This window comes from Laceyella sacchari, from assembly GCF_004343255.1.
GTDB lineage: Bacteria > Bacillota > Bacilli > Thermoactinomycetales > Thermoactinomycetaceae > Laceyella > Laceyella sacchari.
Window position 1 is genome coordinate 737,982 of record NZ_SMDD01000001.1, and the last position, 16,441, is coordinate 754,422.

The 16,441-nt window shown below is 50.5% G+C and carries 19 protein-coding genes; 15 read left to right on the forward strand and 4 right to left on the reverse strand.

Going from position 1 to position 16,441, the window contains the following annotated elements:
- The first annotated feature begins 45 nt into the window (after positions 1-45).
- From EDC32_RS03520 to obgE, 7 genes are all read left to right on the forward strand, one after another.
- A complete protein-coding gene (locus EDC32_RS03520) occupies positions 46-816 on the forward strand; it encodes a M23 family metallopeptidase (protein WP_158283215.1) in 771 nt (256 codons plus the stop codon).
- Complete coding sequence (locus EDC32_RS03525) at positions 809-1,747, forward strand: M50 family metallopeptidase (RefSeq protein ID WP_132220037.1); 939 nt, start codon at positions 809-811, stop codon at positions 1,745-1,747. The genes EDC32_RS03520 and EDC32_RS03525 overlap by 8 nt, the downstream gene beginning before the upstream one ends.
- A gap of 118 nt (positions 1,748-1,865) precedes the next feature.
- Positions 1,866-2,177 carry a 50S ribosomal protein L21 gene (gene rplU, locus EDC32_RS03530; protein ID WP_022736054.1) on the forward strand — a complete coding sequence of 104 codons (312 nt, stop codon included), beginning with the start codon at positions 1,866-1,868 and terminating at the stop codon, positions 2,175-2,177.
- Positions 2,177-2,518: a ribosomal-processing cysteine protease Prp gene (locus EDC32_RS03535; protein ID WP_132220038.1), complete on the forward strand. Its 342-nt coding sequence runs from the start codon at positions 2,177-2,179 to the stop codon at positions 2,516-2,518. The genes rplU and EDC32_RS03535 overlap by 1 nt, the downstream gene beginning before the upstream one ends.
- A gap of 15 nt (positions 2,519-2,533) precedes the next feature.
- On the forward strand, positions 2,534-2,842 hold the full coding sequence (gene rpmA, locus EDC32_RS03540) for a 50S ribosomal protein L27 (RefSeq protein WP_022736056.1): 309 nt from the start codon (positions 2,534-2,536) through the stop codon (positions 2,840-2,842).
- A 115-nt stretch (positions 2,843-2,957) separates the two neighbouring features.
- Positions 2,958-3,701 (forward strand): Spo0B domain-containing protein, encoded by a 744-nt coding sequence (locus EDC32_RS03545; protein WP_132220039.1) that lies wholly within the window; start codon positions 2,958-2,960, stop codon positions 3,699-3,701.
- A gap of 25 nt (positions 3,702-3,726) precedes the next feature.
- Positions 3,727-5,031: a GTPase ObgE gene (obgE, locus tag EDC32_RS03550; RefSeq protein ID WP_132220040.1), complete on the forward strand. Its 1,305-nt coding sequence runs from the start codon at positions 3,727-3,729 to the stop codon at positions 5,029-5,031.
- 59 nt (positions 5,032-5,090) lie between these two features.
- Here obgE and EDC32_RS03555 read toward each other — a convergent pair whose 3' ends face one another.
- On the reverse strand, positions 5,091-5,594 hold the full coding sequence (locus tag EDC32_RS03555; RefSeq protein ID WP_132220041.1) for a low molecular weight protein-tyrosine-phosphatase: 504 nt from the start codon (positions 5,592-5,594) through the stop codon (positions 5,091-5,093).
- A 155-nt stretch (positions 5,595-5,749) separates the two neighbouring features.
- Here EDC32_RS03555 and EDC32_RS03560 point away from each other — a divergent pair, with 155 nt between their 5' ends.
- The 7 genes from EDC32_RS03560 (at position 5,750) to pheA (ending at position 12,586) form a co-directional block, all read left to right on the forward strand.
- Positions 5,750-6,739: a LacI family DNA-binding transcriptional regulator gene (locus EDC32_RS03560; protein ID WP_132220042.1), complete on the forward strand. Its 990-nt coding sequence runs from the start codon at positions 5,750-5,752 to the stop codon at positions 6,737-6,739.
- The gene (rbsK, locus tag EDC32_RS03565; protein WP_132220043.1) at positions 6,732-7,610 is read left to right on the forward strand and encodes a ribokinase; all 879 of its coding nucleotides are present in this window, start codon (positions 6,732-6,734) and stop codon (positions 7,608-7,610) included. The genes EDC32_RS03560 and rbsK overlap by 8 nt, the downstream gene beginning before the upstream one ends.
- Positions 7,611-7,695: 85 nt before the next feature.
- A complete protein-coding gene (locus tag EDC32_RS03570) occupies positions 7,696-9,177 on the forward strand; it encodes a sugar ABC transporter ATP-binding protein (protein ID WP_132220044.1) in 1,482 nt (493 codons plus the stop codon).
- Positions 9,178-9,214: 37 nt separating this feature from the next.
- Positions 9,215-10,150: a ribose ABC transporter permease RbsC gene (gene rbsC, locus EDC32_RS03575; RefSeq protein WP_375163197.1), complete on the forward strand. Its 936-nt coding sequence runs from the start codon at positions 9,215-9,217 to the stop codon at positions 10,148-10,150.
- A gap of 11 nt (positions 10,151-10,161) precedes the next feature.
- A complete protein-coding gene (gene rbsB / locus EDC32_RS03580; protein ID WP_132220046.1) occupies positions 10,162-11,079 on the forward strand; it encodes a ribose ABC transporter substrate-binding protein RbsB in 918 nt (305 codons plus the stop codon).
- A gap of 164 nt (positions 11,080-11,243) precedes the next feature.
- Positions 11,244-11,705, forward strand: coding sequence for an ACT domain-containing protein (locus EDC32_RS03585; protein ID WP_029071772.1), 462 nt, complete (start codon positions 11,244-11,246; stop codon positions 11,703-11,705).
- A complete protein-coding gene (gene pheA / locus EDC32_RS03590) occupies positions 11,705-12,586 on the forward strand; it encodes a prephenate dehydratase (protein ID WP_132220047.1) in 882 nt (293 codons plus the stop codon). Before EDC32_RS03585 ends, pheA begins: the two co-directional genes overlap by 1 nt.
- 174 nt (positions 12,587-12,760) lie before the next feature.
- On the opposite strand, the gene EDC32_RS03595 is transcribed toward pheA, so the two are convergent.
- From EDC32_RS03595 to EDC32_RS03605, 3 genes are read right to left on the reverse strand one after another with little or no spacing between them, the layout of a single operon-like run.
- Entirely contained in the window at positions 12,761-13,744 is a 984-nt protein-coding gene (locus EDC32_RS03595; protein ID WP_132220048.1) for an ABC transporter permease, read from the reverse strand.
- Positions 13,725-14,666 (reverse strand): ABC transporter ATP-binding protein, encoded by a 942-nt coding sequence (locus EDC32_RS03600; RefSeq protein WP_132220049.1) that lies wholly within the window; start codon positions 14,664-14,666, stop codon positions 13,725-13,727. The genes EDC32_RS03595 and EDC32_RS03600 overlap by 20 nt, the downstream gene beginning before the upstream one ends.
- A complete protein-coding gene (locus EDC32_RS03605; protein ID WP_132220050.1) occupies positions 14,650-15,468 on the reverse strand; it encodes a GDSL-type esterase/lipase family protein in 819 nt (272 codons plus the stop codon). Before EDC32_RS03605 ends, EDC32_RS03600 begins: the two co-directional genes overlap by 17 nt.
- A gap of 160 nt (positions 15,469-15,628) precedes the next feature.
- Between EDC32_RS03605 and EDC32_RS03610 the strand changes: the two genes are divergently transcribed.
- Positions 15,629-16,423 carry a LysM peptidoglycan-binding domain-containing protein gene (locus EDC32_RS03610; RefSeq protein ID WP_132220051.1) on the forward strand — a complete coding sequence of 265 codons (795 nt, stop codon included), beginning with the start codon at positions 15,629-15,631 and terminating at the stop codon, positions 16,421-16,423.
- The last annotated feature ends 18 nt before the right edge of the window (positions 16,424-16,441 follow it).

Sequence of the window (16,441 nt, forward strand, 5' to 3'; positions counted from 1 at the left end):
CGCGACGACAGGTGCTTGCAAAAATCGGGCAAACAGGTGATGACTATGCGCAATGATTGGTCGTTCCAGCATAAAAAGCGGCGAAAAGAACAGATGCGGTGGTTGAAAAAAGGGTTGCCGGCTGAACGCGTCTGGGGAAGCGAGTTTGATTTTTACAAAGAACAGCCGAACCCCGATCTTGCCCCGTGGAATCAGCCCGCTTGGAAACAGCGGGTTGCTAACAAAGGGTCTAAGAAACTACAGACACAGTTGATTTTGGCCATGATGCTGTTTGTGCTAACTTTCCTGGTGTTTCAATCCCAGTCTCCAGCAATGCAACCGGTGCAAACCTGGCTGACCAAATCATTGACCAAGGAAACGTCGTTCGCCAGCATTTCGGAGTGGTATCAGCGGCATGTGGGTGGCTCGCCAGCGATTTTGCCGGCGTTTATGCCCAAAAAATCCACATCACAGCCCCAGGAAGAGCCATGGCTCGTTCCCGTGCGGGGGGAATTGGTGCTTCCGTTTGATGAAAAACGCAAAGGGCTGATCCTCCGTACTGCTCCCCGCGCTTCCGTCAAAGCGGCCCGAGATGGGAAAGTGACATTTGCGGGTGAGAAAAAAGGGATGGGGCAGTTGGTCATCGTGGAACATGCCAATGGAGATGAGACATGGTACGGCTGGTTGCAGGAAATCAAAGTGAAGCCAGAGGACCGGGTCGAGCGGGGACAAGCGTTGGGAACCGTTCCGGAACTGAAAGAACAAGCTTATTTTTACTTTGCGCTGAAACAGAAGCAACAATTCGTCGATCCTGCGGGTGTGATACCGCTTGAATAGGGCGGGTAGCAAATGGGTTCGCTTCCAGATCCATCCGCTGTTTTGGCTGGTGATTGGCTCAGGGGTGTGGACAGGCTACTTCATTGAATTATTGACGCTCTTCGTCGTTGTGTTAGTCCATGAACTGGGCCATCTCGCTGCTGCTCGGGCAGTGGGATGGCGGATTGGTTCGCTGGAGTTGCTTCCCTTCGGCGGCGTGTTGCGGGTGGATGAATGGGGGACGGCGCCAGCGCGGGATGAAGTGGTGGTTGCGCTGGCCGGTCCCTTTCAGCATTTGTTTATGATCTTATTCAGTCTGCTCTTTTATCGCGCCGGTTTTTGGAGCGAGCATTGGACGGGTTATTTCATCCAGGCTAATTGTATGATCGCCGGTTTTAATTTGTTGCCGATTTATCCGCTGGACGGCGGCAAGGTGTTACAGGCCACCATGAGTTATTTTTTCCCTTATCGGAAGTGCATCACTTTCACCCTGCTGTTGGGCATGGGGCTGTCCGCATGTTTGTTGGCATGTGCTTTTATCCTTCCGGAATCAGGGGTTTGGATTCACCTCGCCGGTATTGCCTTATTTCTGCTATTCTCCAATATCATGGCTTGGCGGCAGAAAAACTTCCAATACATTCGCTTCTTGTTGAGCCGCGCAGGCAACCGCACGCCAACAGCCGGTCGGAGGCGGAAACGGAGTGTGCAGGGGGATCTCACCTTGAAGGGGGCTGTCAAACAGCTGTACAAAGAAACTGTCCACGAATGGGAAGTGCGTGATCGCCATGGCCGGGTGCTGGGTTGCGTGTCGGAGCAACTGCTGTTGGACGCGTGTGTAAACAAAGGATTGCACCATCTGAAAGTAAAAGAGTTGTTGCCGAAGAGCGGATGGGGACAGCCCATTCATACGCCAAGGCGGATTGGGCATACTTGCCACCGGAAAAGTTTTTGACAAGAACATGCAGGTGTGCTAACATAAGTTCTGTTGTCATTACCGCACATGACAGGATCTCAAAAAGGCTTGTGCCTTTCCTGATCGTGGCGAGTCTCTATCAAGAGGAGGATTGTAGATGTACGCTTTAATCGAAACCGGTGGTAAACAATACCGCGTAGAGCAAAACAGTGTCTTGTACATCGAGAAACTGAATGCAAATGAAGGCGAAACTGTAACTTTTGACAAAGTATTGCTCGTGAACAAAGACGGTGAAATCAAAGTTGGCTCTCCTGTAGTTGAGGGTGCCAAAGTAGTTGGTAAAGTAGTTAAGCACGGCAAAGGCAAAAAAGTGACCGTGTTTAAATATAAACCAAAGAAAAACTACAAACGTAAAAAAGGTCATCGTCAGCCATTTACCCAAGTTGTGATCGAAAGCATCGAGGGCTAATGATACGGATTTTGGTGGAGCGGAACACGGCTGGGCAAGTGGAACGAGTCATGGTCAAAGGGCATGCGAATTTCGCTGAACACGGAAAAGACCTGGTTTGCGCCGCGGTTTCAGGGATCACCATCGGGATGGTGAACGCCATCGAAACGATGTTTGGTGTGCAAGTTCACAGCGCCGGCGATGGGGATGGCAAAGTAGATTGCCATCTGCCGCGTGAAGTGCGCGACCCCGAGACGCGGGGGAAGATTCACTTGTTGCTGGAAGCCTTGGCCGTTTCACTGAAAAATGTGGCTGATGAGTTTCCCAAATATGTTACAATACAAGAACGCAAAAGAAAATGAAAAGAGGTGGACAACATGTTAAAACTTAACCTGCAATGTTTTGCATCTAAAAAAGGTGTAGGTTCCACAAAGAACGGTCGTGACAGCATTTCCAAACGTCTGGGCGTAAAACGTGGAGATGGCCAATTCGTATTGGCTGGTAACATCCTCGTTCGCCAACGCGGAACCAAAATCTACCCAGGTCTGAACGTAGGCCGTGGTGGAGACGACACCTTGTTTGCAAAAGCAGATGGTGTAGTACGCTTTGAGCGTTTTGGTCGCGACAAAAAGCGTGTAAGCATCATTCCTGTAGCTGATAAAGAAGCAGCTGCAGCACAAGCTTAATCGGATAGTTAAGCGAAACCACAAGCCCTGGCACCTTGCCGGGGTTTTTATTTTCCCACAAAGTAATGTAAAATAAGAAATTAAATGATAACTAGCGAGATGGGAGAGATTTTCATTGGGGCGGACCCTGTTTCAAATGCTCAAAACCCATTGGCTGACCATCCTGCTCATGGGCGGTTGGTTCATGCAACCATTTGGAAAGGCGGGGGAGCTCATTTTCTTTTTGGCCACCCTGATTTCGCTGTTGGGGAGTGGCTGTTTCTCATACATACACGCTAAAAAACAAGCATGTGAAGAAGAAGCGGAACGGATCAAACGATTGTTGAGCCACGAGCGGCATGACGCTTTAAATCACATTCAAGTGATGATGGGTTACATCATGTTGAACAAAATGGACCGGATCAAGGCATACTTGGAACAGTGGGTAGAACGAGCCAAACAGGAGCGGATGCTGTCGGAGTTTCAATATGCGCCGTTGGCAGTGGCCTTATTGACGCTGAAACACCGTTTTAAACACTGGGATCTGCATGTGAGCATGAGCGAAGAGATGAAGGCGATGAGCCAGGCAGATGAAAAGCAACTTTTGTCGGCGATGAATGCGGTGTTGGCATGGATGGAAAAGAAATTGGCGCATGAGAAAAACTATTTAAGCGTGACCCTGTCATTGATGCAGGAAATGGACAACGTCGTTTTGGAGGTTGAAGTGACTGCGGACGGGGATGATACGGTCACTTTGTTTGGTTCGGCAGAGGATTGGAGAGAATTACAACGAACCGTTTGCCGCTGGAAAGGTTCATGCAATCTCATGCCGCATGGCAAAGGATTGAAGCTGGAATTGAAGACGGAGCAGAAGAAATAGACAGGTGCAGGAAGGTGGCAGAACCATGTTTGTAGATAAGGTCAAAGTTTATGTGAAAGGCGGCGATGGCGGTAACGGAATGGTGGCGTTTCGCCGTGAAAAATACGTTCCGTATGGCGGACCTGCCGGTGGGGATGGAGGCAAAGGAGGCGATGTAGTCTTCGTTGTCGAAGAAGGGTTGCGCACCTTGATGGATTTCCGTTACCAACGCCATTTTAAAGCCAAGCGCGGTGAGAATGGACGGTCCAAATCACAGCATGGGGCTGGAGCGGACGATCTTGTCGTGAAAGTACCGCCGGGCACCGTGGTTCGCGATGCGGAGACAGGTGAATTGTTGGCGGATCTGGTTGAACACGGCCAGCGCGCAATCGTGGCCCGTGGCGGAAAGGGAGGGCGGGGGAATATCCGTTTTGCCACGCCGGTCAACCCTGCTCCGGAAATTGCCGAAAATGGGGATTTGGGTGAAGAACGGTGGGTGGAACTGGAATTAAAAGTGTTGGCGGACATCGGCTTGGTCGGGTATCCCAGTGTGGGAAAATCCACCTTGCTTTCGGTTGTTTCCGCCGCCAAACCGAAAATTGCCGCCTATCATTTCACCACCTTGGTGCCCAACTTGGGTGTCGTTCGCATTGACGATGGACGTAGCTTTGTGATCGCCGATTTGCCTGGCCTGATTGAAGGTGCACACGAAGGTGTCGGCTTGGGGCATCAGTTTTTGCGGCATATCGAGCGGACCAAAGTGATCATCCATGTCATTGACATGGCCGGTTCGGAGGGACGGGATCCCTATGAAGATTATTTGCAGATCAACGAAGAGCTAAAGTTGTATCGGCAAGATTTGGTACACCGGCCTCAAATTATCGCCGCAAACAAGATGGACTTGCCGGAGGCGGAAGAGCAATTGGAATTATTTAAGGAGCAACTCGACGCAGACATTCCGATTTATCCGATCTCAGCCGCGACGCGGCAAGGACTGAAGGAATTGATGTATGCAGCGGCTGACTTGTTGGACAAAGTAGAACGGGAAACACCGCCAGCACCGGTGGTGGAGCATCAGTTTGCTGCGGAGCGGAAAGTGTACAAAGCAGAGGCGGATGCGCCTGATTTCACCATCCGTCGGGAAAATGAGTTGTATGTGGTTGAAGGGGAACGAATTGAGCGCCTAGTGCAGAAAACCAACTTCCAATACCAAGACAGCGTGTTGCGATTTGCCCGTACTTTGCGGACATTGGGAGTGGAGGACGCCCTGCGTAAACGCGGTGCAGAAAACGGGGACACCGTCATCATCGGCGGAATGGAATTTGAGTTTAATGATGAACTCGATTTATAACTGTATAGCTAAGGCAATATAAATCAGCCCCACGCGAGGATGCGTGGGGCTGTTGATGTTTACAAGCCGTGCTCCTGTTTGATAAGGGTGAGCAAATGACGGCAACCGCTAGAGATCAAGCGGTAAGTTTCATCAAAATCGCCGGTATACCACGGGTCAGGCACTTTGGTGTAAGTAGTACCGGGGATGAAGTCGACAAACCGGCGCAAGCATGTGTCCAAGTTGCGAGTGGAGCCCTCTGTCCCGGCGGCATGGCGGTTGTAGATGGCCTTCATATCAGCGATATTGTTGTCATCCATCCCGATGATATAGGTAAATCGCTCAACGTCTTCCGCTTTGAATTGGCGCGCGCGCAAACCTTCGTAGGAGATGTTCATCTCATCCAGCTTTTTACGCGTTCCGTGATGGGGCGGTTCGCCAACATGCCAGTCTCCTGTCCCCGCGGAATCGATGAGGATGTTGTTTTCCAAGCCTTCTTGTCTCACCAGGTGACGAAATACGGCTTCCGCCATGGGAGAACGGCAGATGTTACCTAAACAGACGAAAAGTACGGAAATTTGCATGGTGGAGCCTCCTTTATTTTAATACAGTAATGCTATCTTAACATAAACGGCCGTTGTGAGTAGGGACCAACGGATGGAAAACAGTTGTCATTAGAAAGAGATTGTGTTATTTTTTATGTAACCGGTTACATGAGGCCGAAAAAGGGGGGAAAGCATTGGCTACCATCAGGGATGTGGCAAAAGTAGCGGGTGTATCCGTTGCCACCGTGTCCCGCGTATTGAATGAAACGGGCTATGTCCATGAAAACACGAGAAAACGCGTACTTGAGGCGATAGAACAATTGGATTACAGCCCCAACGAAGTGGCCAGATCCTTGTTCAAAGGCGAATCGAGATGGATTGGGCTCCTGTTGCCAGACATCACCAACCCCTTCTTTCCGCAGTTGGCTCGCGGAGTGGAAGATGAGTTACAGAAGCACGGCTTCCACTTGATATTTGGAAACAGTGACGAAAATGCTGAAAAAGAGCTTCATTATATCAATACATTTATGCAAAATCATGTGATGGGCATCATTATGGCAACAAACCAGTTGGGGAAGACAGATTATCGAGGTTTTCCCATCCCGATGGTGTTTCTTGACCGCACACCGGACGGGAATCCTTCCGTCTATGCTGATGGGGTGGAAGGGGGAAGAATTGCGGCGCGTGAAATCATCAGGCGAGGCAGCAAACGGGTGACATTGCTGAAAGGGCCAGAACATATCCGACCAGCGCAAGACCGTTTCCGGGGTGCGCTGGAAGAGTTGAGCAACTCTAATGTCGACTTTTACGTGATGAACACCCATTCGTTTTCCTTTCAAGACGCCACACAATGGGCTGCCGAGCTGTTTGCCAAATACGCCGATACAGATGGGATCATCGCCAGCAATGACGTCGTGGCTACCGCGATTTTGCATGAAGCGTTGCGGTTGGGTAAACGTATACCGGATGAACTTCAAATCATTGGATTTGATGACATTCCCCAGAGCGGCTTGCTGTTCCCGCCGTTGTCCACGATCAGACAACCCGCATACGATATGGGGAAAGAAGCTGCCCGGTTGTTGCTCAAGCTCATAAAGAAAGAGAAGATAGATCAAAGAAATGTGCTAATGCCGGTGACATTTGTGGAGAGATTCACGACAAGAAAGGTGGATGCGCGTGGTTAAGATTGTTGTGGTTGGAAGCGCTTCAATGGATTTGGTCGTCACCTCGAGCAAAAGGCCGGGCGCTGGCGAAACGGTGCTTGGAGAATCGTTTAAGACGGTTCCCGGTGGCAAAGGGGCGAATCAGGCGGTGGCAGCCGCTCGGTTGGGAGCGGAAGTAACCATGATCGGTTGTGTAGGAGATGATCATTATGGAGAAATCATTATCCGAAATTTAGAGGAAAACGGTGTTTGCACATCGTTTATGAAACCGGTTACACATATGGAGAGCGGTACGGCCCACATTGTGCTGGCAGAAGGAGATAATAGTATTGTTGTTGTTAAAGGGGCGAATGATTTGGTCACCCCATCCTATGTGCAACAAGCGCTTCACCCCATCCATGAAGCAGATATGGTGTTGATCCAACAAGAAATCCCGGAAGAAACCGTGGAATACGTAAGTCAAGTGTGTCATACAAGCGGTGTCCCGTTGCTATTAAACCCGGCACCGGCGCGAAAGGTGAGCCAAGAGGTGATTGCACGGGCGTCGTATCTTACCCCCAATGAACATGAGACGGAGATTCTGTTTCCGGGGTTGACGACGGAAGAGGCGTTAAAACAATATCCAAACAAATTGTTTATCACTGTGGGCAAGCAAGGTGTCCGTTATCATGATGGAACGCGTGAAATGACCGTTCCCGCATATCCAGTGAAGGCAGTCGACACGACGGGAGCGGGGGATACATTTAATGCCGCTTTTGCGGTAGCCCTGGCCGAGGGAAAAAGCATCGCTGCGAGCTTGCGTTTCGCCAATCGGGCCGCTTCTCTATCGGTGATGAAATTTGGCGCCCAAGGCGGTATGCCAACGAGGCAAGAAGTAGAGGAAAGTTTGTGACTTCAGGGAGGCCGATTCCCAAAACATGCTGCATGGGTGCCTGACGCCCATGCGGGTACAATTTTCTAGAAAGGGGTGGCGGATCATGCACATCAAAATGTCTGGCATTCATAAAGCGTTTGGCAAAAATCAGGTGTTGACGGGAGTCGACTTTGAACTGAAGGCTGGGGAAGTGCATGCGCTGATGGGGGAAAACGGTGCCGGCAAATCTACCCTGATGAATATTTTGACCGGTCTGCACCGTTGTGACCGGGGGACGATTGAAGTTGACGGGCGAAAGACGTCATTCTCCAATCCCAAAGAAGCCGAGCGAAATGGAATCGCTTTCATCCATCAAGAATTAAATATCTGGCCTGATATGACGGTATTAGAAAATCTGTTTGTGGGAAAAGAGCCGCGCACGTCCTTGGGCTTGTTGGATGTGAAAAAAATGAGATCGTTAGCCGCGCGGCAGTTTGAAAAGCTAAATGTATCGATTCCTTTGGATCAGGAAGCGGGGCTTTGTTCGGTGGGACAACAACAGATGATTGAAATCGCCAAAGCCCTGATGATCCAAGCCGAAGTTATCATCATGGACGAGCCGACAGCGGCCTTGACAGAGAGGGAAATAGAAAGCTTGTTTGATGTGATCAACCGGCTGAAACAAGAAGGTGTCTCCATTGTTTACATCTCCCACCGCATGGAAGAAATTTTTCAGATTTGCGATCGGATCACCGTGATGAGAGACGGCAAAACCATTGATTGCAAACCGATCCCGGAAACCAGTATGGATGAAGTGGTGCGGAAGATGGTCGGACGCGAATTGACAGAGCGTTTCCCGCAGCGCCATGCCCATCCGGGAGAAACGGTGTTGGAAGTGAAAGAAATCACACGTGCCGGTGTGTTTGAAGATGTCAGCTTTTCCGTCCGTTCAGGTGAAATTTTGGGTGTGGCAGGCTTATTGGGTGCTGGACGAACGGAAATCATGCGTGGCATTTTCGGTTTGCTCCCGTTGGACAGCGGAGAAATATGGGTCAATGGGCAGAAAACAGCGATCCAAACGCCGCGCCAAGCCGTCAACCTGGGGATTGGATTCATCACCGAAGACCGCAAAGGCGAGGGGCTAGCCTTGGACTTTTCCATTCGGGAAAACGTATCCTTGCCCAGCCTGCGTAGTTTTGCACCAAAGGGGTTCATCGATCAACATAGCGAGCTGGCTTTTGTAGATATGCTTATCAAACGCTTGATGATCAAAACTGAATCACCGGAAACAAAGGCTGGTCACCTTTCTGGAGGCAACCAACAGAAAGTCGTCATCGCTAAATGGATCGGCATCGGACCGCGTGTGCTCATCCTGGATGAACCAACACGGGGAGTTGACATAGGAGCGAAAAGGGAGATCTACCAACTCATGAATGAGCTGACGGACCGCGGTGTGGCCATCATCATGGTCTCCTCCGAACTGCCAGAGATCTTGGGAATGAGCGATCGAATTCTGGTGGTGCGCGAGGGAAGGATTAGCGGTGAGTTGAGCGGTCAGGAAGCTACACAAGAAAAAATCATGGCATTGGCAACGGGAGGGCAGTGACATGCAAACGAGGAGAGAACAGGCTAGCGGCAATTGCATGGATCGAGCGGGGCATTTGGCCAAAAAATTGGGGCCGTTGTTGGGACTTTCTTTCTTGGTCATTATCGTATCCGTATTAAACCCCGGCTTTTTGGCTCCATTGAACATTTTAAATCTGTTGCGACAAGTAGCCATCAATGCCTTGATCGCATTTGGTATGACCTTTGTCATTTTGACGGGGGGCATTGACTTGTCCGTGGGTTCTATTTTGGCATTGTCCAGTGTGCTCATGTCCGGCATGATTGTGTCTGGCGTGGACCCGATTCTTGCTATTTTGCTCAGTTGCCTGATCGGGGCAGTACTGGGTATGGTCAACGGTTTGCTGGTGACAAAGGGGAAAATGGCCCCCTTCATCGCGACCTTGGCCACGATGACGATTTACCGCGGCTTGACTTTCGTTTACACCGATGGCAACCCCATCACGGGGCTTGGGGATAATATTTGGTTCCAATTGTTTGGGCGCGGATACTTCTTAGGCATTCCTGTTCCCGCGATCACCATGCTCATCTCTTTCGCGGTATTGTGGTTGCTTCTCCACCGCACGCCGTTTGGCCGCCAAACTTACGCCATCGGTGGGAATGAAAAAGCAGCAATCATCTCAGGGATTCACGTGTCGCGCGTGAAAGTGATCATCTACTCCTTGGCCGGTACGTTATCCGCTCTGGCGGGGGCGATCCTGACTTCCCGCCTGAATTCGGCGCAACCGACCGGAGGTACCTCTTATGAGCTGGATGCGATCGCGGCTGTTGTTCTGGGAGGCACCAGCTTGTCAGGTGGCCGTGGACGCATTATTGGCACGCTCATCGGTGCCTTGATTATCGGTACATTGAACAATGGCCTTAATTTGTTGGGAGTATCTTCCTTTTATCAAATGGTCATCAAGGGGATCGTAATTCTGATTGCTGTTTGGCTTGACCGCAAAAAAACGGCATAGGAGGGTTCACATTGAAAAAAGCGGCTCTGTCTATCATCGCTTTCTCTTTTCTGCTATTGCAAGCATGTTCATTGACACCTCCGGACTGGGCCAAGCCGGCGGAAAAAAAGAACTTGGCCGACGTTAAAATCGGATTGTCCGTGTCCACGCTGAACAACCCATTTTTTGTGTCTCTCAAAAACGGAGTCCAACAAGAGGCCCGTGCGAAGGGAATGGAAGTGATTGTGGTGGATGCGCAGAATGACACATCCAAACAAATCAACGATGTGGAAGATTTGCTACAACAGGGAATCGACGCGTTGCTCGTCAACCCGACGGACTCATCGGCCATCTCGACAGCGGTGCAATCGGCCAATAATCTTGGGGTGCCGGTGGTGACGCTTGACCGTTCTGCAGATAAAGGAACGGTGGCCACTTTTGTCGCTTCTGACAATGTCAAAGGTGGAAAAATGGCTGCTGAATATATTGTCCAGCAGTTGGGCAAGGGTGCGAAAGTGGCTGAATTGGAAGGGGTGCCAGGTGCTTCGGCAACACGGGAGCGCGGAAGCGGGTTTCATCAGGTTGCCGATACCTCGCTCAATGTGGTGGCCAAGCAATCCGCAAATTTTGATCGCACCAAAGGATTGACGGTCATGGAAAACATCTTGCAAGGAAATCCCGACATCCAAGCGGTGTTCGCCCATAATGATGAAATGGCGTTGGGGGCGATCGAAGCGATTGAAAGCGCTGGAAAAGAGATTTTGGTGGTCGGGTTTGATGGCAATGCGGATGCCCTGAATGCCGTGAAAGCGGGTAAGCTTGCCGCTACCGTGGCACAACAACCGGAAGCGATTGGCAAAGCAGGTGTGAAAGCAGCGGCCGACGTCTTGCAGAAAAAGAAAACCGCTGCAAAAATACCCGTGCCTTTAAAGCTGGTGACAAAGGAATAAGCGTAGACAGCTCCCGTTTGAAAATGGGGGCTGTTTTTTACTAAAGCCCATTTTTGGCGTTTGCATGGAATAAAAAGCAAAAAAAACTTGATTGATAGCGCTTTCAAAGGGTAAAATGTGCGCAATATTACAATTAGGTTGGATTGATGGAGGAACGTGACGGGATGGGCAGTGAACCATTTGTGTTGGTGCGTTTAGACACATTGCCGGAAGCGATGCAAAAGACATTAGAAGTGAAGCGAATGCTGTCGGCGGGCGAAGTAGGCAATGTGCAGGAGGCGGTCAAACGAGTAGGGCTGAGCCGCAGTTCATTTTATAAATACAAGGATCATGTATTCCCCTTCAACGCCATGGTGAAAGAAAAAATCATCACATTGTCGCTCACTTTGGCCGATATCGCAGGGGTTTTATCAAGCGTGCTTGTTTTTTTAGCTCAGGCTCGCGCCAATATCCTGACGATTCATCAAACCATTCCTCTTCAAGGGGAAGCCAATGTGTCGATGTCCATTGACACTTCGCAAGTGGAAGCCTTTGAAGAAGTGCTTGCCGGGTTGCGTGAATTAAGCGGTGTGCGACGGGCGCTCGTAGTCGGAACGGGGGAAAAAGACGAAGGGATGAAAGTGTGATGAATAACAAAGTGGCTTATTTGGGTCCGATCGGAACGTTTACGCATGCCGCCGCCAGCTCGCTCTTCGAAGGGCATTCAGTGCAGTTGGAACCGTATCCCACGATTGTCGACACCTTGCAGGCTGTGGCGGAGAAAAAAGCGGACGTGGCCGTGGTGCCGATCGAAAACGCGTTAGAAGGCTCTGTCCACATGACTTTGGATCATCTTGTGCATCATGTCGATTTGCCGATATGGCGGGAGCTGATCTACCCCATTTCCCACTGTTTGTTGGCGCACCCAAATCAAGCCGCGACGAAACTGTCTGAATTTACGCATGTTTTGTCTCATCCTCAAGCGATTGCCCAATGTTATCACACAGTGCGCAAGCTGATCCCAGGTGTGACATTCGTTCATACTGACAGTACCGCCTTGGCCGCGGCCAAAGTTGGAGAACGAGCTGATGAAAAATGGTTGGCGATTGGTACCACACAAGCAGCGGAATGCCATCAACTGCAAGTTCGTCAAGCAGAGGTTCAGGATCAGCCCAACAATTTCACCCGGTTCTGGGCGGTGGGGCGGCCCGCGTTTGCGGTTGAAGATGTGGACGGCAAACACAAAACCTGTTTGCAGGTCACTTTGCCGGCAGATTATCCCGGGGCGTTATACCAAGTTTTGGCCGCTTTTTCTTGGCGCAAGATCAACTTATGTCGTATTGAATCGCGTCCAACCAAGACGGGGTTGGGCAATTATTTTTTTCTGATCGAAGCGGAGTTGCCGATCCGGCATGTGCTGTTGCAGGGAGCGATTGAGGAAGTTACCGCCCTTGGTTGCAAAGTGCGGGTGTTGGGGTCGTTCCCGTATCATTACTATCGAGAACGCCAAACGGCCCTGCGAAATTAAGCGTCTCGCGGAAGCTGGTATGTTCCAAGTAGAGCACATCCAGCGGTGGAGAATGCTTCACCAATTAAAAAGGCTACTGGCACAGTTTGATTGCCAGTAGCCTTCTGCACCTGAGGGCAGGTGCTTTTTTATTGCCGAGGTTGCCGTTTGCCGCGGATTTAGAGAGAAACAGCATTATGCCAGTACATCCCGTTTGGAAAACGTCACGAAGGCGATGATGAGGGAAACAACCGACCACGCCGTTAAAACGGCCAATGAAAACGGAAGAGTGACATTGTCCAGCATGAGCGGTTGCCCTTCCAGATATTCGGTCAAATTGAGATGCGTGAATGCCAAATACTTCAGTGCGCTCCAGTTGGGGGCAAACTGTGACAAGATACTGCCGGAGATGACCGCTGCCAACATGATTCCCATGCTGGAGGCGGTGTTTTTAACCAGCACGGACACCATAAATGAGATGGTGGCCACCGTGATGCAGGAAAACCAAGCCAAGCCATAAGCCATCAAAATATATTTCCATTGCGGGATCAGTTGCACATGATCCACATTGAGGTGCTCCCCCTGTTGGTTGAAGCCAATCATGACTTGGAGTGTCCAGCCGTCATAGCCAAAAATGATGCCGGAGAGCAGATAACCAAACACAATCGTTAAGATCAGCATATATGACACGCTGAAGAGCAAAGTGATGTATTTGCTGAGCAAAATCTTCCAACGCGCTACCGGACGGGTGAGCAGAAGTTTGATGGTGCCGCCAGCATGCTCCGAGGAGACGATATCCGCCGCCAGAATCACGACCAGCAATGGGAAAAACAATGAGACGGCGTCTTCAGTGAACTTGCGGACAAAAGTGGGAGCCCCCGGTGCGGCGGGATTGATGTCGTGATCAAGGTAATATTGGTTTTGTTGGATGCTGAGCTTGATGTAACTTTTCCATTCTTCTGGAACGCGGGCCGAGGCTAAGCGGTTTTGTTGATCGACGATTTGCTGTTGCAAGATAGCGCGCCAATTGGAAGTGCCCAATTGTTTGATTGCGTTTTCGGTTGTTCGATATTGCGCATAAGTGAAGATCGGGATCAATACCAATAAGATAAGGGCGATAACCCACAGCCGTTTCTTGCGGATCATCTTAACCATTTCGTTATAAATGAGTTTCGTCATGGGCGGGACCTCCTGTCAGCTCAAGGAAAATATCTTCGAGTGTCGGTTGGTGCGTGCGTATTCCTGAGACTTGGATATCCCCGCCGGTGAGATGGGCGTTAGCTTCGGCGATTTTGTCCCGCGGCATTTGTGCGATGACTTTGGATGGCTCACGCAGTTCGACTCGAGAGACATAGGGGAGTTGTCCCAACCGATCCCGGCCGTCTGTTGCCGGTTGCAGCTCCCATTCCACCAGGGTTTCCTGTTGCATCATGTCTTGAACGGCTGCCGTCTGGACGATGGTACCTTGATTGATGATAGCTACCCGGTCGCACATCAGTTGTACTTCATGCAAGATATGGCTGGAGATGAACACGCTGATGCCTTTTTCCTTGGCGAGACGGCGGATGAACATGCGCAATTCGCGAATGCCCGCTGGATCAAGACCATTGGTAGGCTCGTCCAAAATGAGCAACTTTGGGTTGCCCAACAGTGCTTGTGCAATGCCCAAACGTTGTCGCATGCCCAAGGAATAGGTTTTGACCAGGTCATCGATGCGGGAGGTCAATTCAACCAAATCCACGACTTCGTCAATGCGCTCAGAAGGGATGTCGGGAAGCATGCGAGCGAAATGCTCCAGATTTTCCCGCCCGGAAAGGTAGGGATAAAGTTCAGGATTTTCCACGATACAACCAACATGGCGAATGGCATTCATAAAGTCTGCGCTGAGCGAGTGTCCGCAGATGCGAACTGTGCCCGAAGTCGGTTTGATCAAACCGACGAGCATGCGGATTGTCGTGGTTTTACCCGCACCGTTCGGACCGAGGAAACCGAAAATCTCCCCTTCTTTGACATCAAAGGAAATGTGGCGGACAATCTCGCGTTTGCCGATTTTTTTGCCCAAGTCTTCAACAGAGAGTACGATATCATGATTCGTTTTCATTGGCTGTTTTCCCCTCTCTTGGCTGATCGGAAATGATCTGTAGCAGGCGGTCTGCCATTCTTTGGTATCCCTCTCCATTTGGATGGAAGTGGTCCCTGTACAAATACTGCCCAGGTGATAGTTGGAATAAATCAAATGTCGGAATGACGACAACGCCATTGAAAGATTGGGCGATCTGGGTGATAGACTCGTTCCACTTGAGCACATGCTCGTCGGCGCCTTGGATGTTTACGTCGCCAAAAGGGTTGTACAATCCGAATAAGAAAACGGTCGCATGCGGATTAGCACCTTTCACGTCGCTCAGGATGGCTCGCAGATTCTGCTCGTAACGAATTCGGGCTTGCTCGATTTCCTTTGGGTTAAGTTGTTGCAAACGGTCGGTGCTTCGAAACAGATCGTTTCCACCAATTGTCATAACTACCCAACGGGCTTGTTGAATTAACCGCTTGGTGCGGGCCTTTTTCACTTGCTCAGCCAATTGGGTTGAAGTCTGGCCGCTGACGCTTAAGTTGATGGCGCTGAGTCGATTATGTTTGGCATGCAGTTTTTGTTTGACCAAGCCGAAATAGCCTTGTCCATTGCTGTCCCCAATGCCCCGGGTCAACGAGTCGCCCAACCCTAATAACATGTTGTCAGTGGCTGGCGGAGCGTCTGTTTGTACCGCAAGTTGGCCGGTGATATTGCTCTTGCCGGGGCGAATCAATGCATCTACTGCCATCGTGAATCCGGCGCCGAGCAAGACAAAAGAACACACGGCCAGGGCATATAGAAAGAGTTGATAGAATTTTTTTCTATTGCGCATAGGTGTGCCTCTCTTCCACCACGGTTTTGCTTTTTATTTTAAATTGAATCAGAGTCAAAAAAAATGGCAGGAAACCGAATGTTTCAATGTTTGCTAAGCAAGATCGCGCCAATTGGCGCATAGGTTAAAATTAACAAACCATAGATAAGGGGGTTGTTTCATGAAAATCCATATTGCCCGCGCGGGCGATACGATATGGCAACTAGCTCAAAAGTATAACATTCCAATCGAACGGATACGTGAAGCCAATCCGGCGTTAGCGGATACGGATGAACTGAAAGCAGGCGAAAAAATACGCATTCCCACAGGCAAAGTGCCGGTGGTTTCGACGCAACAAAGCAAAACATGGGAAGAAGCCGCGTCCCCCAGCTTGGAGGAGGGAGAGACAGTTGTCGAACAGGAGCGGGAAGAAACGGGTGCGCCTTTTGCCGCTCTGCCGACACCCCCCCAAGTGCCCGACATACAGCAACCGGAAGTGTTTCAATGGGGGTCTTCATCACCCTGGGATTCCTCGTTCTTTGAAGGAGAATGGGAAGATGGGCCGCCGGGATATTATCCCCCGCCGATGCCGCCTTATCCCGCTATTGTCTATGGGCATTGGCCTGCGTTTTCGCCTGCCCCCTATTATCCGACAGCATATCCTTCGCCCTATCCGGTAGCTTATCCTTCAACGTATCAACCGGCATATCCGGCCTTTTATCCACCGACACATGAGGCACACGTGCCCGTAGAGGCACCGCTTGCTTCGGCCGCTTACCCGATGATTCAAGAGGAAACGGAAGTGGATGGCGGCGGAAGCGTGGGGAGTGATGCTATGTACGACCCATCCTCCTCGAATTCGCCACTTTCCCATGATCCTGAACCGGGCAAACCGGCATACCAAGCTTGGTATCAACCGCAGGCGGCGCAAGTACATCCGGCCAAATTGAAAGAAAGTTCTTCTACACTAGCTTGAAGAGAAAGGAAAGGAGCG